The 25,716-nt window shown below is 67.3% G+C and carries 22 protein-coding genes and 1 pseudogene; 8 read left to right on the plus strand and 15 right to left on the minus strand.

All coding sequences use genetic code 11. The features are described 5' to 3' along the window. Positions 1 to 105: 105 nt before the first annotated feature. The 6 genes from POL67_RS25280 to POL67_RS25305 form a co-directional block, all read right to left on the minus strand. The gene (locus POL67_RS25280) at positions 106 to 831 is read right to left on the minus strand and encodes a hypothetical protein (protein ID WP_271921457.1); all 726 of its coding nucleotides are present in this window, start codon (positions 829 to 831) and stop codon (positions 106 to 108) included. Positions 832 to 854: 23 nt separating this feature from the next. Further along, positions 855 to 1,598, minus strand: a complete 744-nt coding sequence (locus POL67_RS25285) for a hypothetical protein (RefSeq protein ID WP_271921459.1) — start codon at positions 1,596 to 1,598, stop codon at positions 855 to 857. A gap of 98 nt (positions 1,599 to 1,696) precedes the next feature. After that, positions 1,697 to 3,193, minus strand: a complete 1,497-nt coding sequence (locus POL67_RS25290; protein ID WP_271921461.1) for a TolC family protein — start codon at positions 3,191 to 3,193, stop codon at positions 1,697 to 1,699. Then, positions 3,190 to 4,533, minus strand: coding sequence for an HlyD family secretion protein (locus POL67_RS25295; protein WP_271921463.1), 1,344 nt, complete (start codon positions 4,531 to 4,533; stop codon positions 3,190 to 3,192). Before POL67_RS25295 ends, POL67_RS25290 begins: the two co-directional genes overlap by 4 nt. Positions 4,534 to 4,562: 29 nt before the next feature. Beyond that, positions 4,563 to 6,833: a peptidase domain-containing ABC transporter gene (locus POL67_RS53705; protein WP_271921465.1), complete on the minus strand. Its 2,271-nt coding sequence runs from the start codon at positions 6,831 to 6,833 to the stop codon at positions 4,563 to 4,565. Between the two features lie 129 nt (positions 6,834 to 6,962). Then, the gene (locus POL67_RS25305) at positions 6,963 to 8,327 is read right to left on the minus strand and encodes a sigma-54-dependent transcriptional regulator (RefSeq protein ID WP_271921467.1); all 1,365 of its coding nucleotides are present in this window, start codon (positions 8,325 to 8,327) and stop codon (positions 6,963 to 6,965) included. Between the two features lie 283 nt (positions 8,328 to 8,610). On the opposite strand from POL67_RS25305, the gene POL67_RS25310 reads away from it, so the two are divergent. Beyond that, on the plus strand, positions 8,611 to 8,952 hold the full coding sequence (locus POL67_RS25310; RefSeq protein WP_271921469.1) for a helix-turn-helix domain-containing protein: 342 nt from the start codon (positions 8,611 to 8,613) through the stop codon (positions 8,950 to 8,952). Between the two features lie 171 nt (positions 8,953 to 9,123). On the opposite strand, the gene POL67_RS25315 is transcribed toward POL67_RS25310, so the two are convergent. The 3 genes and pseudogenes from POL67_RS25315 to POL67_RS25325 form a co-directional block, all read right to left on the minus strand. Beyond that, a complete protein-coding gene (locus POL67_RS25315) occupies positions 9,124 to 10,056 on the minus strand; it encodes a hypothetical protein (protein ID WP_271921470.1) in 933 nt (310 codons plus the stop codon). A 224-nt stretch (positions 10,057 to 10,280) separates the two neighbouring features. Next, the gene (locus tag POL67_RS25320; RefSeq protein ID WP_271921472.1) at positions 10,281 to 11,513 is read right to left on the minus strand and encodes a PEGA domain-containing protein; all 1,233 of its coding nucleotides are present in this window, start codon (positions 11,511 to 11,513) and stop codon (positions 10,281 to 10,283) included. Next, a pseudogene (locus POL67_RS25325) lies at positions 11,501 to 12,409 on the minus strand (RNA polymerase sigma factor); the annotation flags it as partial. The gene POL67_RS25320 and the pseudogene POL67_RS25325, both read right to left, overlap by 13 nt. 666 nt (positions 12,410 to 13,075) lie before the next feature. On the opposite strand from POL67_RS25325, the gene POL67_RS25330 reads away from it, so the two are divergent. Next, positions 13,076 to 13,594: an RICIN domain-containing protein gene (locus tag POL67_RS25330; RefSeq protein WP_271921474.1), complete on the plus strand. Its 519-nt coding sequence runs from the start codon at positions 13,076 to 13,078 to the stop codon at positions 13,592 to 13,594. A gap of 416 nt (positions 13,595 to 14,010) precedes the next feature. Here the strand turns inward: POL67_RS25330 and POL67_RS25335 are convergent, their stop codons facing one another. From POL67_RS25335 to POL67_RS25350, 3 genes are all read right to left on the minus strand, one after another. Beyond that, a complete protein-coding gene (locus POL67_RS25335) occupies positions 14,011 to 14,913 on the minus strand; it encodes an IS701 family transposase (RefSeq protein WP_271921476.1) in 903 nt (300 codons plus the stop codon). Between the two features lie 565 nt (positions 14,914 to 15,478). After that, positions 15,479 to 15,964, minus strand: coding sequence for a response regulator (locus POL67_RS25345; protein ID WP_271921478.1), 486 nt, complete (start codon positions 15,962 to 15,964; stop codon positions 15,479 to 15,481). 186 nt (positions 15,965 to 16,150) lie between these two features. Then, positions 16,151 to 16,273, minus strand: a complete 123-nt coding sequence (locus POL67_RS25350; RefSeq protein ID WP_271921480.1) for a hypothetical protein — start codon at positions 16,271 to 16,273, stop codon at positions 16,151 to 16,153. Between the two features lie 581 nt (positions 16,274 to 16,854). Here POL67_RS25350 and POL67_RS25355 point away from each other — a divergent pair. Together POL67_RS25355 and POL67_RS25360 are read left to right on the plus strand one after the other, a co-directional pair. Continuing rightward, the gene (locus POL67_RS25355) at positions 16,855 to 17,133 is read left to right on the plus strand and encodes a hypothetical protein (RefSeq protein ID WP_271921483.1); all 279 of its coding nucleotides are present in this window, start codon (positions 16,855 to 16,857) and stop codon (positions 17,131 to 17,133) included. Between the two features lie 225 nt (positions 17,134 to 17,358). Beyond that, positions 17,359 to 17,739, plus strand: a complete 381-nt coding sequence (locus POL67_RS25360) for a helix-turn-helix domain-containing protein (RefSeq protein WP_271921485.1) — start codon at positions 17,359 to 17,361, stop codon at positions 17,737 to 17,739. A 202-nt stretch (positions 17,740 to 17,941) separates the two neighbouring features. On the opposite strand, the gene POL67_RS25365 is transcribed toward POL67_RS25360, so the two are convergent. Both POL67_RS25365 and POL67_RS25370 read right to left on the minus strand, forming a co-directional pair. Beyond that, on the minus strand, positions 17,942 to 18,688 hold the full coding sequence (locus POL67_RS25365) for an NADPH-dependent F420 reductase (RefSeq protein WP_271921487.1): 747 nt from the start codon (positions 18,686 to 18,688) through the stop codon (positions 17,942 to 17,944). A gap of 31 nt (positions 18,689 to 18,719) precedes the next feature. Further along, positions 18,720 to 19,151: a MarR family winged helix-turn-helix transcriptional regulator gene (locus tag POL67_RS25370; RefSeq protein WP_271921489.1), complete on the minus strand. Its 432-nt coding sequence runs from the start codon at positions 19,149 to 19,151 to the stop codon at positions 18,720 to 18,722. Between the two features lie 242 nt (positions 19,152 to 19,393). Here POL67_RS25370 and POL67_RS25375 point away from each other — a divergent pair, with 242 nt between their 5' ends. The 4 genes from POL67_RS25375 to POL67_RS25390 all read left to right on the plus strand — a co-directional run bounded on the left by POL67_RS25375 (position 19,394) and on the right by POL67_RS25390 (position 24,596). Continuing rightward, positions 19,394 to 19,627, plus strand: coding sequence for a hypothetical protein (locus POL67_RS25375; RefSeq protein ID WP_271921491.1), 234 nt, complete (start codon positions 19,394 to 19,396; stop codon positions 19,625 to 19,627). A 1,142-nt stretch (positions 19,628 to 20,769) separates the two neighbouring features. After that, on the plus strand, positions 20,770 to 22,089 hold the full coding sequence (gene ltrA / locus POL67_RS25380) for a group II intron reverse transcriptase/maturase (RefSeq protein WP_271916075.1): 1,320 nt from the start codon (positions 20,770 to 20,772) through the stop codon (positions 22,087 to 22,089). Positions 22,090 to 22,200: 111 nt separating this feature from the next. Further along, the gene (locus tag POL67_RS25385; protein ID WP_271921493.1) at positions 22,201 to 23,694 is read left to right on the plus strand and encodes a hypothetical protein; all 1,494 of its coding nucleotides are present in this window, start codon (positions 22,201 to 22,203) and stop codon (positions 23,692 to 23,694) included. Positions 23,695 to 23,804: 110 nt separating this feature from the next. After that, the gene (locus POL67_RS25390) at positions 23,805 to 24,596 is read left to right on the plus strand and encodes a hypothetical protein (RefSeq protein WP_271921495.1); all 792 of its coding nucleotides are present in this window, start codon (positions 23,805 to 23,807) and stop codon (positions 24,594 to 24,596) included. A 211-nt stretch (positions 24,597 to 24,807) separates the two neighbouring features. Here the strand turns inward: POL67_RS25390 and POL67_RS25395 are convergent, their stop codons facing one another. Next, complete coding sequence (locus POL67_RS25395; protein WP_271921497.1) at positions 24,808 to 25,710, minus strand: enoyl-CoA hydratase/isomerase family protein; 903 nt, start codon at positions 25,708 to 25,710, stop codon at positions 24,808 to 24,810. Between the last annotated feature and the right edge of the window lie 6 nt (positions 25,711 to 25,716).

The following is a 25,716-nucleotide window of genomic DNA, read 5'->3' on the forward strand; positions in this document are numbered from 1 at the left end:
CACGCGGTCCCGGGTCACCTCCACGCGCCCTTGGCTCGGGTCCATGCGCCTCTCACCTGAGCACGCGTACGCCCGCTCCCAGCAGGGAGCCTCCCGGCGGTCGACTCACGGTGCGTCTCCGCCGTCTCCGCCGCTCTGTCTTGCTTTCCACTCCCTCTCCCTCTTCGACGGCATCCCTTGGGTCATCGCCGCGAGCGCGCGCATGCTCTCTCCCAGCGAGTCCCGGACGGGCAGCTCGACGGCAAAGTCCTCCGCCCCCGCCTCCGCGACGCGCCGCCACTTCTCGTCGACCGGCTGTCCCACCTTCTCCGAAAGCTCGACCAGCCGAGGCAAGTAATAGGGAATGCCGGATGCGTATCTCGAATCCTGATGGCTGAACGCCTCTTCGAAAGCCTCCAGGGCTTCCCGATGCCTCCCGATCGCTTGCAAGATGCTCGCTTTCGTGCTGCCGACGAACCATCGATCCGTGACGTTCTCGAAGCCAAGCAGGGCCCACGCTTCGCAGGCTTGCAGTGCTTCCTCGTACCTGCCGGCTTCATAAAGGATGTGGGCGCGCTCCGAGGCGACGCTTCGAGCCAGCCATCCCGTGTGATCGCGATGGCGATTTGCTTCCCATATAGCATCCAGACAAGCCAAGGCCTCATCATACTGTCCACGTCTCGCCAAATCGAGCCTGTGCAGGAGTTGATCCTCGCTCGCGTCTTGCACGGCCATGCGGTCGAGGCAGCTGGCACAGAGCATCTCGTCGAAGCCGCCACGCGTGTATCTCTGAATGGCCCGATGTTTGTGGCAGAGCGTGCACAGTGGAGTGATCTCGGAGGGCGGCTGCATGAGCATTTACTCCTGGATAGGGATCAGTTCGGGAAATAGCCAGGCGGTGGACACTTATACATGGGCCACTCCCCGCTATCCTTTAGACACTCGCGAAAACATGCATTACATTCCTTGCGGTCGCCGAACCTCCGCCTGTTCCACCACGGTTGCGATGTATTGTTGAGACATTCGTACAACCGCGGATAACACTTATCTTCCACCTCCTTCGGCCACTTTTCGATCGCTTCGACCGCCTCCTCCACCACATGCGCCGTGACAGCCACGACGATCGTTACCCCTGCTGCGACGAGCACGATCGGGATCAGGTTCACGGCGGCACCAGCCACCGCGGCCGCGGGGTGCCCCAGGGGAGTCCGTCCCTCCGGAGAGACGCTGCCGCCGTAGACCGGCCCCGCGGCCCGCAGCGGCGTGACGACCCCAGGCAACGACATGCCACGGAGCGCATCCTCCATGCACGACACGATCTCCCGATCGTCGATCATCGACTCCCGGACCTTGGCCTTGTCGACCCGACCATCCGCCCTCACGTCGACGTCGAACATGATGGCGTAGTGCGTGTCCGTCAGCCGAGCCGCGCCATGTTCCGCGCACGCGCTGAGCGCAGCGACCGTCGCCGCAGGGACCGACGGGCCGTCGCCCGAACCATGCGCGCGGGGCCGCGGGTTCCCCAGGGGGCCGCTGCCGCAGCCGAGCGGCAGGAAGACAAAGCCCAACCCGAGCGTGAGCCCCAAGGACGCCGTAAGCCTCGTTGCTACCAAGCCCATGTTGGGCAGTGTACGGTCTCACCCCCGAGCGAAAAAATAGGGGGGACTTCGTCCTGTTCCTCAGGAGGCTCCTGGACGGTTCACGAGATGACGTCTCGTCACCGCACAGCACTCGCCGTGCCCGCCGTCGCGGCGCGGTAGGCCGCGACGCCCTTCTGCCAGTCGGCGACGGCGTCCACCTGCCGGAGCGCGGCTTCGAGCGCGGCTTGCTCGCGCAGGTTCACGAGCAGGAGCGTGCCTTCGCCGAGCTCGAAGCGCCGGAGCTCCTGCTCGGCGAGCTTGCGCGCGACGTCGAGCTCGGTGCGCGCCACCGTCGCGCGCTGCTCGGCCGCTGCGAGCGCCGAGGCGGCGTCGCGCACGTCGGCCACGATGCGATCCCGCTGCAGCCGCGCCTGGGCCTCGATACGCGAGACCTGCGCCGCCGCCGCTTGCTCGCGTCCGCTGGCGACGCGGTTGAGCAGCGGGATGTCGACCACGACGGCGGCTTCGAGCACGGGCTTCGCTTGCTTGGGATCCCCCGGGCCGAGGTCCTGCGAGCCCACGATCACGAGGTCGATCGCGGGGCGCTTCTGGTTCTCGGCCCAGCGACGCTCGACCTCGGCTTGCTCTTTCTGCGCGTCGAGGCGCTTGAGCTCCGGCCTGCGCTCGATCGCCTCCCGCTCGTCCGCGCGGACGCGCGCGAGGTCGAGCGGCGTGGGCTCGGGCAGGCTCCTCGGGAGCCGCGAGGGCTCGGGCAGGAGGGCCGAACCATCCTGGGCACGCAAAAAGAGCGAGAGCTCGATGGCCGCCTGTTCGAGCGCGCGCTGCGTGGAGACGATCTGCGCCCTGCGCTGGAGGATCACGCGCTGGTTTTCCTGCCGCTCGAACGCGGGGACGTCGCCCGCCTCCACGCGGCGCGCGAGCGCCTCGTCGCGGACGAGCGCGAGGTCGAGCCACGTGCGCGCGACGGCGAGCCGCTGGCCCGCGGCGACCCAGTCCCAGTAACGGAACGAGGCGACACGCGTGGCCTCGATGCGCTGCTGATCGGCGCCCTGGGTCGCCGCGTCGACGCCGAGCTCGGCGCGCTGGATGTTCGCGCGGCGCCGATCGATCGGGCCGTCGCGCCAGATGTTGACGCGCGCCCCGGCGCGCACCTCGCCGTACTCGTTCGTCGCGAGCTTGCCGTCGTAGACCGGGTAGTCGCCGCGGCCGATGCGGTAGCCGGCGAAGACGCTGGACCCCCACCACGGGAGCGGCTGCTCGACGAACGTGTCGAGCCGCTGGGAGGGATACCCCCCGATCGGGATCACGGCCGCGGTCGTTCGCCAGGAAGGATCAAACCCGCCCGATGCCGCCATCCGCTCGGCCTCGGCCGCGGCGCGCTCCTGCGCTGCCGCCAGGATGAGCGGGAAGCGCTGCTCGACCGAACGGATGAGCTCCTCCAGGCGGAGCTCTCCGGCGCTCGTCGAGGCCGTCGTCGCGGGGCCCTCGGGCGCCCGCGCGGACGTGGTCGCGTCCGTGGCCGCCGAGGGCGTCTGCCCCCTCGCGACGCCCGGCCACGTGAGCGCGAGCGCGAGCGCGAGGCCGTGGGCGAGGGTTCGTACGGGGTTCGTCACTTGCCGCCTCCCTTCTTCGTGTCGTCCTTGGACCCGTCCGCGGGCGGCGCGGGCCACTGGGGGGGGAACCCGTTGAACTGGCGCCAGAGCTCGTAGCCGAGCGAGACGCGGTCGAGCAGGATCCAGCCGTTCGCGCGCGTGCCCTGCCGCAGGTATTGCTTGCCGGGCCAGGGCTCGTCGCCGCTGGACACGACGACCACGCGGAACTTGCCGGCGCCGTCGTCCGTGGCGTCGACGAACGCGACCTCGCCGCCGTAGGTCCCGACGGCGGCCGAGGGCCAGCCGGAGAACTGAATCGCGGGCCACCCCTCGAACTGCAGGCGCACCTTGCGCCCCGGCGTGACGAGGTTGACGTCGTTGCCGTCGACCCAGAGCTCGACGGCCGCGTCGTCGGTGTCGGGGACGAGCACCGCCAGGACCTCGCCCGACTTGATCATCTCCCCGCCTTGTTTGGCGACGACCCGCAGGACCGTGCCCGCGCGCGGCGCCTTCACGCTCTGGGTGAGCTGCCGGGCGAGCCGCACCTCCATGCGCGCGAGCTCCGCGGTCGCCACCGCGATCTCGGCCTCGGCGGTGGCGCGCGACGCCGCGGCGTCGTTGATGGACGCGCTCGCGTCGTTCTTGATCTTGGAGAGGTCCGCGGCGAGCGCAGCCTCCTCCGCGCGGGCCGCCGAGAGCGCGGCGTCGGCGCGATCCTTGTCGGTGCGCGCGCGCGCCTCCTCGAGCTCGGCGAGCTCGACCTGCCGCTTCGACGAGAGCCCCTCCTCGAAGAGCGAGCGCTGCCGGTTCAAGTTGAGCTCGGCCGTCTTGTGCGTGGCCTTCGCCGCGACGATCGCCTGCTCGGCGGCGCGCGTGCGGTCCTTGGCCATCTTCACGCGGGACGAGGCCGCGGCGAGCGCGCTGTCGCGGGAGGACGCGAGCGACTCGATGCGGCTCTCGACGGCGCCGGTGCGCGCGCGGGCCGCCTCGATGCGCGCGTCGACCGCGGCCTTCTCGCGTTCGAGGCGCGGGACGATCTCGGGATCGTTGTCGGAGATGTCGGCGATCGGCGCGCCCTCCTCGACGTGGTCGCCTTCGTTCACGTACCAGCGGACGACGCGGCCCTCGACGGGCGCCTCGATCGTCTGCTGGCGGTCGAGCGGGGCGAAGGCGATCACCCGCCCGTGCGCGGGCGAGTTCTGCTGCCAGGGCACCCCCACGAGGGCGACGGCGACGAGCGCGAGGAGCGCGATCAGCATCCGCGCGATCGTGCGCGTCAGCCGCGGCGCCCGGACGAGGCGCAGCACGTCGCTCTCGCCTTCGAGGGCCATCGTCGGGTAGGGCTTCGAGCGTTCGGGCATGGGGATCTCGTTCTCTTGCATGCGCCCGTTCAAGGGAGGTCTCCCGCGCGCAGGGGGCGCACCCTGCCCGCGTCGAGCATGAAGATCTCGTCGCAGCTCCGGAGGACGTCGCGGTCGTGCGTGACGACGAGCGCTGTCCAGGGCGCCTTGCGGTCGAGCAGCGCGGCCTGGATCACCTTGCGCGACGCGGGATCGAGCTCCGCGAGCGCCGTGTCGAGCACGACGAAGCGGGGCCGGCCGGCGATGACGCGGGCCACGCAGAGGCGCATGGCCTGCCCGCGCGAGAGGAGGGGCCCGCCCGTCGGCAGGTGCGTCTCCAGCCCCTCGGGCAGCGCCGCGACGTACGCCCAGAGCCCCACCGCTTCGAGCGCCGCGCGTACGTCCCGTGTCTGCACCCCGGGCCGGCCCACGCGCACGTTCTCCGCGATCGTGCCGTCGAAAATCTCGACGTCGCGGATGGGCGCGATGAACTCCCGCAGCAAACCGAGATCGATGTCGCGCATATCCATGCCGTCGACGTCGATGCGCCCGCGCGTGGGCGCGCGCAGCCCGTACAAAATCTGGACGAGCGTGCTTTTCCCGGCGCCGCTCGGGCCCACGACGGCCACCCGCGCGCCGGGCTCCAGGCTGAGCGAGACGTTCTCGAGGAGCGGCTCCTTGCCAGGGTACGCGAACCCGACGTCGACGAGCTGCACGCGCGCGCCCTTCTCGCTCGGCGGGACCTGCGCGCCGCCGGGCACCTCCAGGGGCAAATCGACGAGCTGACCGAGTTTGTCCACGCCTGCGAGCAGGTCGTAAAAACTCTCCAGCGTTTTGCCGAACTTCGCGATGCCGGCCACGACCGTGGTCACGATCAGCTCCGCCGCGACGAGCTGGCCGAGCGTCAGTTTGCCACCCATGACGAGCCAGCCGCCGACCCCGAGCAGCGCAGCGCTGGCGGTCGCCTGCACCACGAGGGATCCCGCGATCTGCCGAAACAGCACCTTCCAGTGCTTCTGGCGCGCGCCGAGCCACGTGTGGAGCAGGTCCTCGGCGCGGGCGCGCGCGAAGCCCGCGGCGCCCCCTGAGCGGAACGCGGCCGGGTGGCGTGCCATCTCCTCCAGCCACGCCGCGACCGCGTACTTCGCCTTCGACTCCTTCACGGCGGTGTGCACCGCGCCGCGCCCGAGCCCGAACACGACGAACGACACGGCGAGCACGAGCGCGACGTCGAACGCGAGCAGGAGCGGGTGGTAAAACGCGAGCACGAGCATGCCCACGGCCGTCTGCAAGACGATGGAGACGCCGTCGACGAGGAGCGTCGCGGCGCCCTTCTGCACCGTGAGCACGTCGAAGAAGCGATTCACGAGCTCCGGCCCGTACGTCCCCCCGAGCGCGTCCGATCGGACGCGCGGCAGCCGGTGGGCGAGGTCCACCGCGACACGCACGAAGATGCGCTGCTGGATACGCTCGACGACCCACGCCCAGAGCGCGCGCAGAATGCCGGCAAACGCGAGCGCGACGAAGACCAGCAAGGTCAGGACGACGAGGGGTTGGAGCATCCCGCCGAACGCGACCGTGTTTACCAGCGCCTGCACGCCAATGGGCGCGGCGAGCGACACGATGCCCACGCCGATCGCGTAGACGAGGGCGACGCCGATGTCGTCGCGCTCGAGGCGCAGCAAGGAGACGAGCCTTTTCCATGGCGAGGGCGCGCCGGGGCCGTGACCCCCGCCGCCGCCGAGCGTCCTCAAGGGTTCGAGGGGATCGGCGATGGCCCACGTCACGGCCTCGGCCTGGCTCGCCGCGCCCACGATCGCCGCGAGCCTCTCGGGCCCGGCCCACGTGGGCTTGTCCGCGCCGCCCGCGGGCACCACGAACACCGCGCCGGGGCGCTGCGCGACGATGCCCACGGCGTACACGGGTCCGTTCGCGCCGGCCGCCAGCGACACCGCCGGCACGAGCGCGCGCGCGCCGGCCACGGCGTCCACGCTCGATCGGCGGAGGGTGCGGATGCGCAGGCCGACCATGACGCCCGCGCGCGCGAGCTCGTCGAACCAGGCGTCCGGTCCCACGAACGCCTTCTCCTGCCGGGCCTCGTCGAGCGCTCGGCGCGCCGTGGAGCGGTCGACCTCGACGCTGGTGTTCGTGCCCAGGAACTCGAGCGCTTGGAGCAGGGGCTCCGTGAGGTCGGCGTCGCAGGCGGCCTTCACCGCGGCCGAGCGCTCGTCCGAGGACAGAGGCGGGGTCGCTTCCAGTGTCTCCGACGGCGGGGGCTGCGAGGGACGGGGAGGGGGCGGGACGATGTCCGGGTAGGTCACGGGTGCCCCGCCCTTTTCACCTCCCGTGCCAGCCGCGGACGAGCCTCCCGCCGGCCGTTCTGCGGCGCTTCGCCCCAAACACCGTGCGACGCCCGATCCCAGGTGCGACCTTGTGTCGCACGGGGAAGGTCACTCCTCCTCGCCGAGCCAACGCTGGATCGTGCGGCGGTTGATCCCGAGCGCGGCCGCGGCGCGGACCTTGTTGCCGCCGAAGCGCTCGAGCACGTGCTTCACATAGGCGCGGTCCACCTCTTCGAGGGTCATCATGCGTTCGGCGGCGCTCGCGAAGAGGTCGGGCGTGCTCGGCTTCTGGACCGTGGGCGGCAGATCGTCGGGGCTGATCCACTCGTCCTGGGCGAGGGCGACCGCGCGCTCGACCGCGTTCTCCAGCTCGCGCACGTTGCCCGGCCAGTCGTAGGCCATGAGCACGCGCGCCGCCGCGCCCGAAAAACCCTGGAGCGAGCGCCCCGCGCGCGCCTTCGCGCGCCCGAGGAAGTGCTCGGCGAGCGGCAGGATGTCCTCGGGCCGGTCGCGCAAGGGCGGGATCGCGATCTCGATGACGGCGAGGCGATAGAAGAGGTCCTCGCGGAACCGGCCCTCCTTCACGGCCTTGCGCAGGTCGTGGTTCGTCGCGGCCACCACGCGCGCGTCGACGGGCACGCTGCGCGTCGCGCCGAGCGGCCGCACCTCGCGCTCCTCGAGCACCCGCAGGATCTTCGCCTGGAGCACGAGCGGAAGATCCCCGATCTCGTCGAGGAAGAGCGTGCCCCCGTCCGCCTCGACGAAGATGCCCTTCTTGTCCTGCCGCGCGTCCGTGAAGGCGCCCTTCTTGTACCCGAAGAGCTCGCTCTCCAGCAGCGTCTCGGGGATCGCCGCCGCGTTCACCGCGATGAAGGGGGCCTCCTTGCGCCGGCTCGCCTCGTGGAGCGCGCGCGCGACGAGCTCCTTGCCGCTGCCGCTCGGCCCCGTCACGAGCACCGTCGCAGGGGCGTCGGCGACGCGCCGCACGACGCTCGTGATGTCTGCGAGCGCGCGGCTCTTGCCGATGATGCCGCGCAGCGCGCTCTCGGTCGCGAGCGCCCCGCGCAGCGCCTCGACCTCGCCCCGGAGCCGCCGGGCCTCCATGGCCCGATCGAGCGCGACGGCGAGGACCGCCGGCTCGACGGGCTTCGTGAGGAAATCGTAAGCCCCTTGGCGCACCGCGCGGACCGCGATCTCGATGCTCCCGAAGGCCGTGATCGCGAGGATCACGATGCGCGGATCGGCCTTGCGGGTCCACTCGATGAGGTCGATGCCGCTGCCGTCCGGCAGGCGCATGTCCGTCAGGAGGATTTCCACGTCGCCCGCCTCGATCCGCGCGCGGCCCTCGGCGATCGTGGCCGCCCGCGACGCGCGCAGGCCGCGTTTCTCGGCGATGCCGACGAAGAGCTCGGCGAGGGGTGCGTCGTCCTCCACCACGAGCAGGTTCATCGGGGTGCGCTTCGCTGGTTCCATCCGGTCCTCGTGGCGTTCGAGTGTGGCACGACACCGCCGATTCACCCCCCGAGAACGGTTCTGGCACACCTGACCCGGCGCAACCCGCTGGATCCGCGTCCGGCTGGCGACGGCGCGGCGCCGTTGGCGCGGGTTGGTGCCACTTCAGACCGCGTGGCCGCCCTTGGGGGCCCCCTCGCATCCGAGGGGGCTCGCGGGAACGTTTGTCCGGGGGTTTGTCTTGACACTGGGCCTGTGGTAGGGACGTTGGAACATCCCTCATGCGCGAGTAAGGGAGGAAGCTGTGCCCCGACGAACCGAAGCGAAGCCATTCTGCCGGAAGGTTGGCGCTCGTATCCACGAGCTACGAAAAGAGCGCGGCATGTCCTTGCAGGACCTCGCCGTCGCTTCCGCGACATCCAAAGGCCACCTGTCGAGCATCGAGCAGGGCCTCGCGGCGATCACCATCGAGACGGTCGAGCGCATGGCACGCGCGCTCGACGTCCCCCCCTTTTGCATCATGACCTTCCCGGCGGACGACGAGGTGAATCGTATCGCGGATCTCGCTCGCAAGGTGCCGAAGGGCGAGCGCCGGAAGCTTCGGAAGGAACTCGAAGCGCGCGCGACGCACGAGCCTGCGACGTAAGCGCGGCGCCACGCAGAGGGCGGATCCACGAACGTGTCCCCGAGCGGCGAACAACCACCCACGGGAAGGACGAACGGTTCGCCCCTCGGACACAAACAAGGCTGGCGCTCGAAGCGGGGTAACGCGCGCGGTGTCGATTTTCCGGCGGAGGGGTCGAGCCCGGTTCGTCCTCTACTTGATCTCGTAGAAGGGATGCAGGCAACAGAACGTGACCGCCCTCGTCACGTCACGCACGGCGCTGCCCGTAGGCGTCCCGCCAGTCGCCGCGCAGCTCCCGGGCATGTAGGCGAGGTCCGTGATCGCCTTGCCGGCGAGGGCGTGGCCTATGGGGAAGATGGTCACGCACTGGTCGTGGGGAGACTGGAGGCCGACCTGCTCGGATTGCGAGGAGCATGCCGGCCCGTCGTAGAGACGCAGGGAGGCCGTGCATCCGCCTCCCGAGGGCTCGCCGCATTCGCACTTCGCGCAGCCACGATCATCGATGACCCCGTCCTCGGGAAACATCTCGTAACGCGCGTAATTGTAATTGTCTGGACAGGGAATATCCACGCCTTCACGAACGACGCACTGGAGCGCCCCTGGTCCGGGATCGCTCACACAATACTCCGTCCCCCCGTCCGAATCGCACGCATCGTCATTCGTGTTGGACATGCATGCGAGGCCGGCGAGCTTCCACTCCGTTTTCTTCGTGAACGCGGGCGTCTCGCTCTTGGGGGTGCATGACTCGCTTGTCGGCCCCGGGAGCGGGGACACCCACACGGATTGGGCGCACAGCTCGCCCCCGCACTGCGCACCGGCCGGAAGGGCGTTGTTGCTCGTACACGAGCCATCCCAACCGGCCGGTTCATCAAAAGGGAGGGAGACGACTCCGCTTTCTCCGCACGCCCCGGCGCGGATCTCCATCTTCTCGGGCAACCCGGTACACGCGCCCGACGCCCCGCATTCGCACGGATCGCACGCCGCGGCTGGTGCGTCGAGGTCGGCGAAGAGGCGGAACTTCTCGCTCGAAGTGCCCGCGGGGCACTCGGCCGGAAGCGCGCCGGGCGCCGCGACGAACAACGAGATCGCCATCTCCGTCCAGTAGCCCGCGTTGCCGCTCGGCACGGGAACGCAACGCCCCGTGCATGCAGATGGCCCCGCGTCGTCGGGTCCCGCCTCTGCATCCGTCCCGGCGTCTCCCGCGTCCGTGCCGGCGTCAACGCACCATGGATCGGGGAAGTACGAGTCGGGATCGCATTCACCCGGCGCAAAAGACGGGGCCGCCGTGCATGAGGCAACAGCGAACCCGAAGCTGAAAACGAGCGAAAAAACAAGAGCCGCGCGCATATTCAAAACTCCCATCCTCCGCCAACCTGCACGCCGAGCATCACTGGCGGTTGGTCGGAGAGAACCCTTGGACCGACAGCTACCTTCACGCCGCTCGACAGGCCGAGGACATCGGCCGCGGCCTGGAGCGCGAAGGACTCCGTAACTCGAACCTTCACACCGGCCCGTCCACCGAAGCCGGGCTTGACAAACGTATAACTTGCGGGCTTGTAGCCCTGCGATGTGAACTCGACGTTGATCACCCCGAGATGCCCGAGCGCACAGCCGAATAACCACTTGTAGTGGGCGCACACGCTTGCGATCCCGCCCGCCGTCATCGCGTTGATGTGGCCGCCCTCGATGCCCGACGTGAGCCATGCAGCGCGGCCTTCGAGCCCGATCGACACGGAGTCGTTCAACCGCAAACTGCCGCCGAGCATCGCGCCCACCGCAGGCATCCACGACGCGACACCGAACACGACGATCGGCCCGCCGCTCACAGAGCCGCGCAAGCCTGCCTTTTTCTGCTCGCCCATGACGCCCCCGACGATCGGCTCCCGCGGCGGCGGCTCATCCTCCGGCGGCTCGTCGAGCGACGACAAGTCGGGCCTCCGCGGGCTCTCACGCCGCAGCTTCAACGGAGGGGGGAGCGGTTCCGGCAACGCGCGGAGCGTCAACGTGACGCGCATCTCCTGCCCCTTCCGCGCCGTGAACGTCTCCACCGCGTCCTCGTAACCATCGAGACGCGCCCGCAGCTCGTGCTCGCCGGGCGCCACGAACATGGACAAGGCCGAGAACCCGTCGCGGTTCCTCGGTTCCCCGTCGAGCGTGAGCTTGGTTCCCGCGTGCGAGATCGTGACGTCGACCCAGGTCATCTCCGCGCGGGCCGCGTCGTACGCCTTCAGGAAGCCCTGACGTTCCTCTGGCGTCGCGTTCGTCGCACGTTGGATCGCGTCGAGCAGCAGATCCGCGGCATCCACGGGCCTCCCGAGCTGCACGAGGATGACGCCGAGGCGGCCGGCGATCAGCGGATCGTGGCGCACGTCGAGCGCGGCGGCGTACGCCCTCGCGGCGGCCGTCGCTCGTCCCGCGGCGCGCGCACGATCGCCGTCGATTACGTACGAGGTGAAGCGCGCCTTCTTCGCCGCGTCGTCAAGCGCATCCGGCGGGACGGGTGATGCCTCGCGAGGTTCGTCGGCGAGCGCGGGAGTCGTGAGGCCGAGAAGGACGACGAGCGCGACACCTAGGGATCGCATGCGGCGCACGATACAGCGGCGGCCGGTGGAAGGCGAGAGGGGTGTACGGGACGAACCTCACGACCGCGGGCGGAGATCCAAGCCCTTTCTACGGGGGAGGACGAAGGGATCGGGGTTCGTCGCGGTGGATCCTCGCGGCGCCGTCGGCTGCACATGGCGGCTGTGTGGTGCTGGCGTGACGTGCGGCAGCGGAGGCTCGACGTGAGCGGCCGGGACGCTGTCCCCAGGCGACGAGTTCGGGGCGCGGCGCGAACGATATCCGCGGCCGATGCAGCGATAACGCGCGCCGGGCCTATGGCCACGGCGTGCAGCTCGGCCGGCGTGGGCGCCGGTTCGCGCGACATGAACGAGTCGAACACCACGGCCATGAGCGCGGCCCACGCGTGCCCGAATGGATATACGTAATCGAACGGCCTTTGGAGGAGCGCCCGGCGTTCGAGCGCCGGGAGCGGCACGGGCGGGACGATGACGAAGGGGTCGTTGCCCAGCCGCAAGCGCAGATACTTCCGCGCGCGGGACAGCGCCATCTTCGCGGCGTCCTCCGAGATGCCGAGCACCGCCCCGGCCTCCTCGTGGGACCGCTCCTCGACGCATACGAGGTAGAGCACCGCGATTTGCGAGCGCGGCATGTTTTGCAAGACTTCCGTCACCAGCTCGATGGCCTCTCGCAACTCCGCCGTGCGTTCCGGTGAAGGCCCCGGGGCCACCGCCGTCTCGGCGTGGCCTTCGTCCGGCTCGAACACCGCTTCGTAGCGCCGCGTGGCGCGGTGCGCTTCGCGGACGACGTTGCGTGTGATGACAGTGAGCCACGGCTTGGCGCCGTCTGGATGCGGCGTGTACCTCCCGAGGTTGCGCAGCGCGTTCACGAACACGCGCTGCCCCCTGTCGTCTACGGGGTCCCGTGTGTACGCCTGACTATCGCCTGCGAGGCGCGTGACCTATGGGCGGAGGTCAAGGATCTCGGCGACCAGTTCGGGCGGGTCGTCGGTCGGCTTCGAAGATCTTCCCATGACCTGAACAAGGCCGGATGCGCGAGAGGGTAACAGAAGAGGATCCCGTTGAGTGCCGCGCGCGCATCCTTCCACGGCCTGCCGCGGCGATCGGCACGGCGCCAAACTGATCCTACAAAGTGGGGTATCGGAGCTGATACACATCGTGCTCAGGGCTGTAGAACTCATCTCATAAACCGATCAAGTCGGTTCAGCCACATTGGGAGGGCGGCGGAGGGCGCGGAGTTTCTTGTATGTCGCCGCCAGTTCCGCGCACGTATCTCCGTCGCACTGAGCGACCAACGCGGACCGAATCCCACCTATCAAGGCAACGGTCGAAGCCTTCGGTTTCTCACGCTCATCGAGCGAACCCTCGACAGCTGCTTCCTCGCGCAGCTCCCCAAGCGCCTCATCCCCGTCAGTGGTTGACGTATCGCAGAAAAATGAAAATCGAAGACTTGAAAATCATGGCGCGCTGCACCTGCGGCGGGTCGTTGACGGCGGACGGACGGGCTCTATGTCCGAAGTGGACGACTCGTCCAGCATCGGCATCGACGAAAGGTGTAGGGACCCATGCAGCGAAAATGGCAGATTGGATGGACAGCGATGGCCTTCGCGTCCGTGGCCATGATTCCAGCGAGCGCGAGCGCGCAAGTGCGGCTCGGGACATACAACATCATCCAACGGCAGAGCGACCTTTGCCTCGATATCTCTCCGCGGACCGATCGCCAGGGCGCCCAGGTCATTCAGGACGCGTGCGACGGCACCGAGTATCAGCTCTTCAGGGTCGCGCGTGCACCTTCCGGCGGGTACAACCTCATCGCCCATTTCGCCGCGCAGTGCCTCCAGCCCGAGGGTGCCAGCGTCGAGCCTCGCGTGAACATCGTTCAGCAGCGTTGTCGATCGGGGGACGAGCAGGTCTTCACCCTGGAGAGCCAGGGCGCGAACTTGTACTCGATCGTGTCGAAGCAATCCGGGCTTTGCCTCAACATTTCTGGGTACCATCCGGGGGCCCGCACACCGATCAACCAGTTCCCCTGCCATGGCGGTGATAGCCAGCTCTTCGAGCTCGTGCCAGCCCGCTCGCCGTGACGTGGAATGGAAGTCATGCTTGCAGCGTAGGCTATTACCCTGCGCTGCAAGCGGGTCCCAAATCGGGGGAATCAACGAACCACTGTATCGAGCTGCGGGTCGAGCACCGGCACGTCGGGCGCAACAGCGCCGCCGAGCAGGAGCCATTCGCGCGCGCAATGGTGAAATCGCCCCCGAGCTCCTGGTTTATTCGTTCCTAATTCTACTGCGGGATCTCAGGTTCAGGCGCGAGGGGCAGGCGCGTGTGGGTGTGGGATGGCGGCTCCCCGCTGGACGACGGGGGTACGATATGCCCGGTGCGATGACAGAATGGGCACCGGGGCAGCCACGCGATGAGCGTGCGAGCGATGGCGAGACGGATGGTGGCGAAGGAATCGGCGAAGTGGCGTGCCGGGCGCGAGGGGGTTCGCGTCGCTTTACGCTTGCCTTCGGGCCGAGGGGAAAAAATGCCGCATACGCTCGACGACGACGAAGGCGTAGCAGCACAGGACGACGGAGACGTGATGATTCCACCCCGGGAACGAGCGGCCCTCGAAATGGTCGAGGCCGAACTCCTCTGCGGAGACGACACGTTCGACCTCGTCGTTCATGCCGAGCAGCCAGAAACGCGTCGGCGACTTGATCGCAACCGCGTAATCGAGCCCATGCCCGCGCAGCGCCGCTCGGAAGGAAGAGGAGTCGCCATATCCCGCGTCTGCGAGCACGATATCCCCCGGGATGCCGTCGGCCTTCGCTCGTCCGATCATGTCGAGAGCGAGCTCGGGCTTCGTCTTGAACGCGCGTTCTTCAGGAATGCGCGCCGCTTTCCTCCGTTGCGGGTCGTCGGTCCAGTCGTCCGGCAGGTAGAGCTCGAAATCGATGGGCACCTGCTCCTTCCTGTTCGACACGCAAAGGCTCACCCCTATCTGGCAATTCGTGATCTTGCCGGCGGAGCCCGTATACTGTCGCTTGACACCGACGGAGTTTTTGCCCTGCTTGAGGAACCCCGTGTCGTCGATGATCCAGACGGTTACAGGTTCATGTTCCTGCATGGCGTCGACGACATAGCGCGCAGCGGCGCGCCTGACATCGCGATCGCTCCAGGGCGAATCCCGGATGAAGTAGAGGAGCCGGTCGTGGCAACGCTGCACGTCTTCGGGGTCGCTGAACGCACGAGCAGCAATGGGCTCGACGCTCTTCCGCTCGCCATCGCCGAGGATCCCGAACGCATAGGTCGCGAACGACTCGCGTTGCTCGGGCCGCCGCAGATGTTTGCCGACGATGCCCTGGAAAAACTCCTGGGCACGATGGTTCGTCGAGAAGTCAGCGCCGTACGACATGCGGAGCACATCATGCACTCCGCAGACAACCTTCAAGTACCTGGTCAAACCGTGCGGACGATTCGGAGGACAAAGTGAGAAACAAACGACACATGCCCACCTGGGCCCGCGCGCGCTCGTTCAGGTTGAAGGTTCCGCAGTAGAACTAAGAAAATATGTTGAATCGTGAGCCTGTGCGCGTCGGCGTGAATATGCGTCCAGCACAAACCCGCGCGACGGAAACTCGGCGGTCCCTGCTGGCTGAAGGAAGGCGAAGGTCAGCATCATCAGGAGCGCGTGATGGTACAGCGCGTGGCAGGAGCGGCATTCGGCGTGGTCGATCCCGAACTCCTCTTTCATCTGTTGATGCGCTCGCTCGCCAACCCAACGCGCTTCGCGTCCTCGTGCGTCGCCTTGATATGCCGCTGCCTTGTGGACGCTCCTCGCCAAAGGGACCGCGAGCGCTGACCGCGGGGGAGGCGCGCGGCCGCGGATACTACTTCGGTGGTATTGACAGAGGGCCCGCTGCTGGTGGCAGGGGGCGCAGATTCACCGACGCCCGTGCCCCGTGATGCTGCGCACCGGACTACGCCGCGCGCTTCCGCGCGAACACCTCCACCGTGATGTTGAACGCTGCGCGGTGCACTGCCTCGAGCGCCCCGCGCAGCGCCTCGACCTCACCCCGGAGCCGCCGGGCCTCCATGGCCCGATCGAGCGCGACGGCGAGCACCGCCGGCTCGACGGGCTTCGTGAGGAAATCGTAAGCCCCTTGGCGCACCGCGCGGACCGCGATCTCGATGCTCCCGAAGGCCGTGATCGCGAGGATCACGATGCGCGGATCGGCCTTGCGGGTCCACTCGATGAGGTCGATGCCGCTGCCGTCCGGCAGGCGCATGTCCGTCAGGAGGATTTCCACGTCGCCCGCCTCGATCCGCGCGCGGCCCTCGGCGATCGTGGCCGCCCGCGACGCGCGCAGGCCGCGCTTCTCGGCGATGCCGACGAGGAGCTCCGCGAGGGGCGCATCGTCCTCCACCACGAGCAGGTTCATCGGGGTGCGCTTCGGTGGTTCCATCCGGTCCTCGTGCCGTCGGAGTCTGGCACGGCCCAAGTCATTCTTGCCCCAACATCGCACGTGACCGGTTCTCTGACGCAGACGGAGGGGGCGCGACGGCCGCGACGAGCTCCGCAGGCGCGTCGCCTGTCGGGGAGGGCCCGCGTGGCTGTTTCCTATATTTTGGACCCGCCGTACGCGGTCGCTTCAGGAGTGAAAATTGTTCCACGCGCTCACGAGGCGATTCTTCATGTTGTCGTCCGGGTTTCCATTGAACGTATTGGTCCATCCATAGTACCGATATGTCACGTTGTCGCGTCGGTACGTCATATGGCTCCTATCACGCGTGTTCTCGTCCGCCGAGAAGTGCATGTCAGGGAATCCAGGATGAGCGTAGTATGTCCAGGATTCCGTCGGCGTCCATCTCGAACCGTCTATTCTCCAGTCCTGGCGTGCGGCTCCCGCGGTAAGCGGCGCCAAGAAGAGGAGGGAGATCAGAGGCAGTGCCAACAGAACCCTCTGTATCCGCCGCCTCGTCCCGCTCGCCGCGCGGCGTCGGTCGGCGGAGGCGTGGTCCTTCTCATGAGACGCGCGGCGCGCGTTTCGAGCGCTCCCAGCTTCTGCGCAATGCGCATGCACGCTGTTCATCGGTATGTCTCCTCTTGGAACCTATCGCGCCATGCCTCGAGCGGCTTGCGCATAGGGTTCTCCGAAAACAGCCTGTGACCGCAGGTACGGATTGACAAGTGGCGGCGGGGCAACCGGGTCGTTGGCATGCCATTGTGTGCTCGGGTTTGCCAGAGTTTCGTGAATGCGCACGAAAACATTGAAATTGCTGGGGATTGCCAACCGGTTCGTCGTGTCGAATGTTCGAGCGGAGCTGCGCGATGAATGCGCCCTGAGGAGGAAATATGTCTCGATGGATCCTCGTGCCTGTATTCGGTCTGATCTTCATGTTGTCGTCGCTTGCCCACGCTGCGCACTGGGGTGCGTTGAAGGACGACGGCTGCAAAGGCCCGGGCTATCGGCAGTTCTCGGCGATCCTGTGGGGGATTCCCCATGGCTCGAACTGGGAAGCGACCTGCGCTGTGACCCCTCACCTCGACTGGGGTCCTCCGACCCGCTGCAAGAACGTCATGGGGATCAACATGTGGGGCGAGTGGAATCGCCCGGATCCGACGTGTAGGTAGAGAGCGAAGCGCGTTCGCGCGGCGCGTACTCCATGACCGGGCGTCGCCAGGGAGCACCGGAAGCGACGACATGGCCGCCGCGCGGGCGGCTCACACCGCCGTCGCCGAGTTTCTCCGGGCCATGAAGCGACAGTGCGTCATCCAACCCGCGGGCTCCCTCGCTTCCGAGGGGGCTCGCGGGAACGTTTGTCCGAGGTTTGTCTTGACGCTGGGTCTGTGGTAGGGATGTCGGAACACCCCTCATGCGCCCGTAGGGAGGAAACTGTGCCTCGACGAAGCGAAGCAAAACCATTCTGCCTGAAGGTTGGCGCTCGTATCCGCGAGCTACGAAAAGAGCGCGGCATGTCCTTGCAGGATGTCGCCGATGCGAGCGCGATCTCGAAAGGCCACCTGTCGAGCATCGAGCAGGGCCTCGCGGCGATCACCATCGAGACGATCGAGCGCATCGCACGCGCGCTCGACGTACCCCCCTTTTGCGTCATGACCTTCCCGACGGACGACGAGGTGAATCGTATCGCGGATCTCGCTCGCAAGGTGCCGAAGGGCGAGCGCCGGAAGCTCCGGAAGGAACTCGAAGCGCGCGCGACGCACGCGCCTGCGACGTAAGCGCGGCTCCACGCAGAGGGCGGATCCACGAACGTGTCCCGCACCGGCTCGGGATGCACCGTGCTTGGGCGAGGTCCGTGATCGCCTTGCCGGCGATGGCGTGGCCTACGTGTGCGGGCCTGCCACCGGAGGCCAGACCTGGTGAATTTGATGAGAGTGAGGGTTGGCTACCGCCCGGCTTCGGGCGCGGACCGGCAAGGACTCACATGTACAACGCACGAGTCAGGCGGACGGCGTATTCCGCGTCCGGGTTCGTTGTGGCGTCTCCGACCCGCTCCCTTATCACCGCGATCGACAGGTCGCGCCGCTTCGGCAATCGTGCCCGATCTGCCGCAGCAATCGCGGCGGGCATCTCCTCGCGGGTGAGGTCCGTGCAGTAGCACGGAGCGCCAGGCTGCTGCCGCCACGATTCCGCAAGCGTCCCTGCGTCGAATGCGTCGAACCCGGTGTCCTCGACGAGCGCCATTCCAATCTTGCGATCCGCTTCGCGATCGGCCGCAACGGGGATGGCGATGCGGTCCGGGCTCCCCGCAGGCTTTCCCTTCTTCGCGAAAGAGTCGGAACCGATCGCGTTCCACGCCTTGACGATAGGGCGGCCCAGCAGTTCGGCTACCCAGAGGCTTTCCACCTGACCGGCTTCGATGGCGTCGATCCTGCCGTCGCGCTGCGGATAGTAGTTCGACGTGTCGATGACGACCGCTTCGGCTGGTACGTTGGCGAGCAGCGGCGCAATCCCCGGAAGACGGTTCAGGGGAATCGAGATGATCACGACGTCAACGTCCGCCACGGCTTCCGCCGCCGAGACCGCGCGTCCGCCGAAGGCCAGCACATCGGCCTCGATCGTGTCCGGGCCGCGGGAGTTGGCCGCCTTCACGTCATGTCCGGCTGCACTCAGCTTTCGGACCAGGGTCTTTCCGATGTGGCCAGTACCCAAAATGCCGATCTTCATGATTAGAATCTCCTTGTAGTTCTCGCGGGTTTCATTCGGCCGCCGGGTGCGCGAGCGCTTCGAGCGTGCGCCGAAGGTCGTCCAAGTCCCGGTCGGAAAGCTGGCATGCGGTCTTGATCTTGTCGGTGATGCCCCGGACCTCGGCTTCGAGGGCGCGGCCACGGGGTGTCAGGTCGACCAAGACGCGGCGTTCGTCGGCGGGGTCGCGTGTCCGCGTCACCATGCCGGCGACGTCAAGCCGCTTGAGCAGCGGAGTGATCGTGCCCGTGTCCATGTCGAGGCGGGCACCGAGTGTGCCGACGGAAAGCGGCGCGCCATCCAGCAACTCCAGGATCACGAGATACTGGGGGAAGGTCAGGCCCAACGGCTCGAGAAACGGCTTGTGCAAACGCACCATCCGGTTTGCCGCCGCATAAAGCGCAAAGGAAAGCTGTGTGCCGACGCGTTGCCGTTCCGATGCCATCTTCTTCTAGCTCCCCAGTGTGTAGCTCGCAAGCATCTAGCTACCTATCATCTAGTTCACTAGATAGTACCGCGTGGTGGCTTGTCAAGCGCTGCTCACGGCGCGGCGTGATCGAGCCGAGGAGACCGACTGCCAGCTCGCCGAGGTGCCCGAGCGCGCAGCCGTAGAACCACCTGTAGTGCCCGCACACACTCGCGATCCCGCCCGCGGTCATGGCGGTGATCTGATGACTCTCGACGCCGTTGGATCGCGTCGAGCAGCAGATCCGCGGCATCCACGGGCCTCCCGAGCTGCACGAGAATCACGCCGAGGCGGCCGGCGATCAGCGGATCGTGGCGGACGTCGAGCGCGGCAGCGTACGCCCTCGCGGCGGCCGTCGCTCGTCCCGCGGCGCGCGCACGATCGCCGTCGATCACGTACGAGGTGAAGCGCGCCTTTTTCGCCGCGTCTTCAAGCGCATCCGGCGGGACGGGTGACGCCTCGCGAGGTTCGTCGGCGAGCGCGGGAGTCGTGAGGCCGAGAAGGACGACGAGCGCGACACCTAAAGATCGCATGTGCGGCGCACGATACCGCGGCGCCCGGTCGAAGGCGAGAGGAGTGTACGGGACGAACCTCACGACCGCGGGCGGAGATCCAAGCCCGTTCTACAGGGTAGGATGAAGGGATCGGCGTTCGTCGCGGTGAATCCTCGTGGCGCCGTCGGCTGCACGTGGCGGCAGTGTGGTGCTGGCGTGACGTGCGGCCGTGGAGAGGCGACGACGGGAGCGGCCGGGGCGCTGGTCGGTGAGAGGATCGGGTTGGTTCAACTTCTTCCCCACACGCGCTTCTTGCCCGCAGCCCGAGATCGGTAACCGGAAACAAGGTCCGATGCGCGCCTTGCTGCGTGCTTCTTGTCTTGACGGCCTGTATGTCGGTCGGACAACCTGCCGCGAATACAGGCTCTCCGACGCTTCGGGGCGCCTGTACGTAGGGATCAGGGCAATGGTGCGACCAGGCAAGTCTGGTCCGAAAGGAATGAGATGCGATAAACTCATGAAATTCGGTTTGCCGTCCGGCGGGTGCGATCCCCGCCCGGCCAAGGGTGGCCCGCCCAGGCCGGTAGCGAGCCTTGCGACGGTCACGGTAACGCGGCCGGCGATGCGTAGGTGCGCGAGCGTGCGGGCCGTGGGGAATGCAGCCACGAAAATTATAATCATTCCGGGGGCCGAGGGCGTCATTGCACCCGAAGGCGACGGTGAACTTCCCAGAAGTGGGCAAGGGAAGGGCACTCCCGGCGGGGTGTACGACCACGGCACGTAGGAAGGGGACGGTCCAGAGACCTGGGAGACCCGCGTTCCTCTTCGGGAACAACCGGTGCCACGGAGACCCGGTGATCAATCTCCGACGCGCCGCGCGCTTGCGGATACGCGCGCGGCCGGCCGAAGCCATGCTCGTGGCTCTGCACAGAAGAAGTATTCGCACCGAGGTAGGCAGCAGGCAAGGGACAACCGGAGCCGATGCCGACGGGAACGCGGGAGTCGGAGGGCTGAATACGAGCGATGACGTCGGGGAACGGGGTAGCGCCCGGACCCGGCCGAGCAAAGGCAGCCCGTGTTGGTGTGAACTTCAGGAGGGAACCATGCCCGACGCATTGATGTCGGAGAACATGTCACCGGGACTGTTGAAGGTAGCGGAAAGAGCGAGAAGGGAGCCCGAAGGACGGTTCCACGCGCTGGCCCATCTCATCGACGGGCCAGCCCTGGCACGCGCGTATCGCCGCATGCGGAAGGATGCAGCGGTGGGGGTGGATGGAGTCACGAAGGAGCAGTATGGGCTGGACCTGGAGCGCAACCTCCAGGGCCTGCACGAACGGCTGAGGTCGAAGCGATATCGGCACCAGCCGATCCGGCGTGTCCACATCCCCAAGGACAAGGGCAAGACGAGGCCGATTGGGATATCGGCGTTCGAGGACAAACTGGTCCAGGACGCCGTGCGCGAGGTGCTCGAAGCGATCTACGAGCAGGACTTTCTGGACTGCTCGTACGGCTTCAGGCCCGGACGCAGTGCCCATGACGCCATCCGTGCCCTCGACCGGCTCGTGTACAAGGGCAAGGTGGGGTGGATTCTGGAGGCTGACATCGTGTCCTTCTTCGACAGCGTGGATCGCACCAAGCTGCTGGAGATGCTCCAGACTCGGGTGGCCGATGGGTCGCTCCTGCGGCTCATCGGCAAATGCTTGCACGTGGGTGTGCTCGACGGCGCGGAGTACTCCGAGCCGGAGATCGGCACGGCCCAGGGGTCGGTGCTCTCCCCGCTCCTGGGGAACATCTATCTGCATTACGTGCTCGACCTGTGGTTCGATCGCGAGGTCAAGCCGCGTACGCGGGGTGAGGCGCACCTCATCCGCTATGCGGATGATTTTGTGATGGTGTTCGAGCGCCAGGACGACGCGGAGCGCGTGATGGAGGTGCTCCACAAGCGGATGGGGCGATTCGGACTGACCCTTCACCCGGACAAGACTCGCCTGTTACCCTTCCAGCGGCCACCGGCCGCGCAGACGGGCGGCAAAGGTCTGGCGACGTTCGACTTCCTCGGGTTCACGCTGTACTGGCGGCGGACCTTGAGAGGTCAATGGCAAATGGCGTGCAAGACTCGGTCTGCTCGCCTTCGACGGGCAGTCCAGTCCGTCGCCGACTGGTGCCGCCGCTATCGGCACCTGCCGGTCAAGGTGCAGCATGCCGCGCTCAAGAGGCGCATCCAAGGGCACTTCAACTACTTCGGCGTCAACGGCAATGTTCGCAGTCTGCTGTTGCTCGTCGAAGAAGCCAAGAGGGCCTGGTACAAGTGGCTCTGCCGTCGGAGCAATCGGGTGCGCCTGAATTGGGAGGGGTTCGGCGAGATGCTGAAGAGCCTGCCTCTGCCCCGTCCCCGCGTGATAGTCCGAATCTGGGGGACGTAGCCGCAAGCCACATCAACGGAAGAGCCGGATGGTGGAAATCTCCTTGTCCGGTTCCGGCGAGGGCCCCGGGGGAGTGATCCCCCGGGGCTACTCTACAATATCCTCCTTTCGTTGTTGCGCAGGGCATTCTTTCTGCGTGGCGCGTGGTCGTCGTCGTGGCGTCCGTCCCGGGTCTGCCTGGTCCTGCTCCTCGCCTTCGGGCTCGTCTTGTCGGCGCCGCCCGTGCTCGCGCAAGAATGCAAGCGCAAGACGCCGATCCATTACATCGGCATGTGCATGCACCCGCACGGGCCGGCGCACAACGAGTGGACCTACGATTTCTCGGGCAACCCTGTGTTCGGCCCCGCGGCCCGACAGCTCGTCGCCTGCCACGACGTCTTGCCGCTCTTCGTCTTCGATCCGCGCGCCGATCTGAAGAATCGTGGATTGATTCCCCTCCAGTTCCACGACAAGGCGGGGGCTTGCGAGCCGTCGCCTCCGCCCAAGCCGAAGCCCGTGCCTCCGCCCGCGCCCGCAAAGAAGGAGGATCCACCACCGAAGGAGAAGGCGCGCGGCGACGAGGGCGGCGGCGGCAAAGGCGGCAGTGCAAAGGGAGACGGGAGCGGCGGCGGCGGCGATTCCGACAGCATCGAGAAGCGCGTCGAGAAGCATCGCATCCGCCGCGAGGGCCCGCCGGACAAGGAATCGGCGCCCCAGGACCCGCGCTCGAAGGACATGGTTTTGCCGAAGGAGTCGGGGGCCCTGAGCAAGGAGAGGGTCCTGCCCTCACGCGACGAGGTGCATCCGCCGAAGTGCGTCGACGAATCCTGTACGCTGGTGGATCGGGGTGGGGCGCTGCCGGAGCACGCATTTCGGTCGGGGGCGCCGGTGATGAGCGCAGGGCGCTGTCAGGACACGAAGCAGGGGTGCGCCGGGAAGGGTGACGGGACGGGCAAAGGCAAGGCCCTGACGCCGCTCGAACGGATGGTCCGCGAGCTGGCGATAGCGTCGGCGATGCTGAACGGCGAGTTCAACCACGACCTCGCCCGCAAGGACGGCAAGCGGTTCGGTGTCATCGGGGGCGACGACGAGGACGGCGTCGATAACGCCATCGTCCAGGCCGCGGCGGCGATCACGCAGGTCGCGTCGGCGGTGCTGGTCGGGCAGGCGGAAAAGTTCGCGAAGAAGCTGGAGGAGGCCTGCGCGAAGAAGGCGCCGATCCTCCTCCAGGGGGCCGAGGAGTTATCGAAGGAGACGGCCGAGATCCTGGCGAAGCAGTACGGGAGGGCAATCGCGGAGGCCCTGGAGCAAAACGGCGCAATCGGTCCCTACAAGACGATGCGCGAGTTCACGCGGGGCCTGGAGGGGGACTTCCAGGCGCATCACATCCTGGAAAAGGCGATAGGGCGGGACTTGCGTATCACGAAAGAGCTTGACAACATCCCGTCCGTGATCTTGACGAAGGAGCATCACAAGAAGATCACGGATGCGCTCGACGAGGCCAGGAAGCGCATGATCGCGGAGGGAATCGCGTTGCGTCCGCGTACGCTGTGGAAGATGTATGAGGAGGTGTACGCCCCTTACCCCCGCTGGCTCGATGCGATCAAGCCATACTTCTTCAAGTAGCCAAGCGATTGAGGCGTAAGATGAGAACAGAGGTTCGAATCCTGGTCAGAAGCGACCGCATCCCGGAGGGGCCGCATGCGCTGCTCGGCTCCCTGGGATGCGGTCCCGACGTGGTAGAGATCAACGATGACGCGATCTTCACCATCGTCACCCTGAACGAAGGGGACGAACGGTTGCGGCGCCTCCTGCTCATTTTGAACGAACGTGGCGTTTCCTGGTTGGAACGGCGCTATGACTGCTTCACCGATGAGGAGCTCGAAGCGGCGCCGCTGCTCATCATGTCGTACGACGTCAATGCCCGAGTCTTCGGCGGGCCGCGGATGGGCACGACGTACGACATGTCCGACGCATGCAAGCGCTGCGGTGCCGGGGCCCGGCAGACGTCCGCGATGATCATCGACGTCGAAGACCTCCACAAACTCGAAGGCCGGCGCGCGGCCACGACCCCCTACGACGACGTACTCGTCGACGAGAACCTGGCTGCCGTGCTCGCGGAGAGCGGCGCGACGGGGCTCTCGTTCCGGGGCGTGTTCACGGCGTTCGAGAAGCGGGGGCACATTCAGCTTCCGTGGCGTCAGCTCTGCGCCACGCACACGATGCCGCCGATGTCTCCACGTTCAACCGGGATCGTACCCGACGACCTCTGCTGTTGCAGCAGGAGCGGCTTCGACACGCCCACGGAGATCCCCACCCGCCTCGTCTACCGCGCCGCGGATTTCGCAGAGATCCGCGATATCAACGTGACCTGGGAATGGTTCGGCGATACTCACTACGAAGGCGACGTGGGCGATGCCCTGTTCGCATATCCCAGGTTCCTCGTCACACCCAAGGTCCGCCGCATCTTCCGGGACGCAGGCGTCACCGGCTTCGACTGGCTCCCGATCCGCGTCGTCGACGAATAGGCCCGGGGCGCTGCGGGCCCGTCCCGCCCGCACCCTTACGACCCACCTGCCTCAATCGATCTGCAAATGCCAGTGCGGGGGCGGCGACTCTTCGAGCAGCGCTATGCCCGGCGAAGCGCGCGCGCCGTCCGCGCTGGGGCGCTTCGGCTTGGAGCTGCGCGCGGCCGCGAAAATCGGTTGGGCCAGCTGGCTGGTTCCTCCAAAAACCTGCTCAGCCCTTGGTTCGCCCCGCCCGCAGCGCCTCTTCGTAGCCGCCTTGCACGTAGAGCGGCAGCTCGCCCTTTTCGAGCGTCTCTGCCTGATAGGCGAGCATGCGTCGCTGGCCTTCCTCCGCGACATCGAGGCCGAGGAACTCCTTGGCTTCGAGCTTGATGCCGTCGGGGAGGGGGAGGGAGCCGCCGAAGTACACCGAACGCTTGATCGCGCCGATGCTCGGCTTGTGGCGCTTGCCGAGCTCGTCGGCGAGCGCGGTTGCCTTGGCGACCACGCTGTCCTTGGGCACCACCGCGTCGACCGCGCCGATCTCGAGCGCCTGCGCCGGCGTGAAGGGTTTGCCGTCGAGGATGGCAACCAGCGAACGGTGCACGCCCACCAGACGGGTCAGTCGCTGGCTGCCGCCGCCACCCGGCATGATCCCGAGCAAGACTTCGGGTTGACCGATGAACGCATCACGGTCGGACATGACACGCAGATCGCACGCCCAGGCGAGCTCGGCGCCCAGGCCGAGCGCGGCGCCTTCCAGCGCGGCCACGAACACCGCCGCGGCACCGTTCATGCGAAGAAACAGGCCATGCAATCGGTCGAGTCCGACGTATTCTGGCGGTGGCGGCGGAGCATCGGCGTCGGCGTTCGATCGCAACCTTGCCACGTACTGCGCACCCCCTTCCTGAAGCCACTTCACGTCCGCGTGGCTGATGAAACGCGTGGGGTGCGTGCTGGTGAGGACCACGGCGCGCACGTCGGGATCGGTGTCCGCGCGCTCCACCAGGGCCTCCAGCTGCCGCGCCAGATTGGCACCGAACACCTGGAGCGGCCCCGCGTCGATGCGGGCCACCAAGGTGGCGCCGTGGGCTTCTACTTCTACCTTCACTTCGGGCTCTCGTTCTCGTGTCATGGGGTC

This window comes from Polyangium mundeleinium (assembly GCF_028369105.1).
Lineage (GTDB): Bacteria > Myxococcota_A > Polyangia > Polyangiales > Polyangiaceae > Polyangium > Polyangium mundeleinium.

Excerpts from the sequence above, each read along its gene's own strand:
- POL67_RS25280 (WP_271921457.1), bottom strand. The coding sequence starts at position 831 with ATGCAGCCGCCCTCCGAGATCACTCCACTGTGCACGCTCTGCCACAAA.
- POL67_RS25350 (WP_271921480.1), bottom strand. The coding sequence starts at position 16,273 with ATGACGTACCGACGCGACAACGTGACATATCGGTACTATGGATGGACC.
- POL67_RS25305 (WP_271921467.1), bottom strand. The coding sequence starts at position 8,327 with ATGGAACCAGCGAAGCGCACCCCGATGAACCTGCTCGTGGTGGAGGAC.
- POL67_RS25330 (WP_271921474.1), top strand. The coding sequence starts at position 13,076 with ATGCAGCGAAAATGGCAGATTGGATGGACAGCGATGGCCTTCGCGTCC.
- POL67_RS25335 (WP_271921476.1), bottom strand. The coding sequence starts at position 14,913 with ATGTCGTACGGCGCTGACTTCTCGACGAACCATCGTGCCCAGGAGTTT.
- POL67_RS25360 (WP_271921485.1), top strand. The coding sequence starts at position 17,359 with ATGTCGGAACACCCCTCATGCGCCCGTAGGGAGGAAACTGTGCCTCGA.
- POL67_RS25355 (WP_271921483.1), top strand. The coding sequence starts at position 16,855 with ATGTCTCGATGGATCCTCGTGCCTGTATTCGGTCTGATCTTCATGTTG.
- POL67_RS25365 (WP_271921487.1), bottom strand. The coding sequence starts at position 18,688 with ATGAAGATCGGCATTTTGGGTACTGGCCACATCGGAAAGACCCTGGTC.
- POL67_RS25370 (WP_271921489.1), bottom strand. The coding sequence starts at position 19,151 with ATGGCATCGGAACGGCAACGCGTCGGCACACAGCTTTCCTTTGCGCTT.
- POL67_RS25295 (WP_271921463.1), bottom strand. The coding sequence starts at position 4,533 with ATGCCCGAACGCTCGAAGCCCTACCCGACGATGGCCCTCGAAGGCGAG.
- POL67_RS25320 (WP_271921472.1), bottom strand. The coding sequence starts at position 11,513 with ATGCGATCCCTAGGTGTCGCGCTCGTCGTCCTTCTCGGCCTCACGACT.
- POL67_RS25395 (WP_271921497.1), bottom strand. The coding sequence starts at position 25,710 with ATGACACGAGAACGAGAGCCCGAAGTGAAGGTAGAAGTAGAAGCCCAC.
- POL67_RS25345 (WP_271921478.1), bottom strand. The coding sequence starts at position 15,964 with ATGGAACCACCGAAGCGCACCCCGATGAACCTGCTCGTGGTGGAGGAC.
- ltrA (WP_271916075.1), top strand. The coding sequence starts at position 20,770 with ATGCCCGACGCATTGATGTCGGAGAACATGTCACCGGGACTGTTGAAG.
- POL67_RS25285 (WP_271921459.1), bottom strand. The coding sequence starts at position 1,598 with ATGGGCTTGGTAGCAACGAGGCTTACGGCGTCCTTGGGGCTCACGCTC.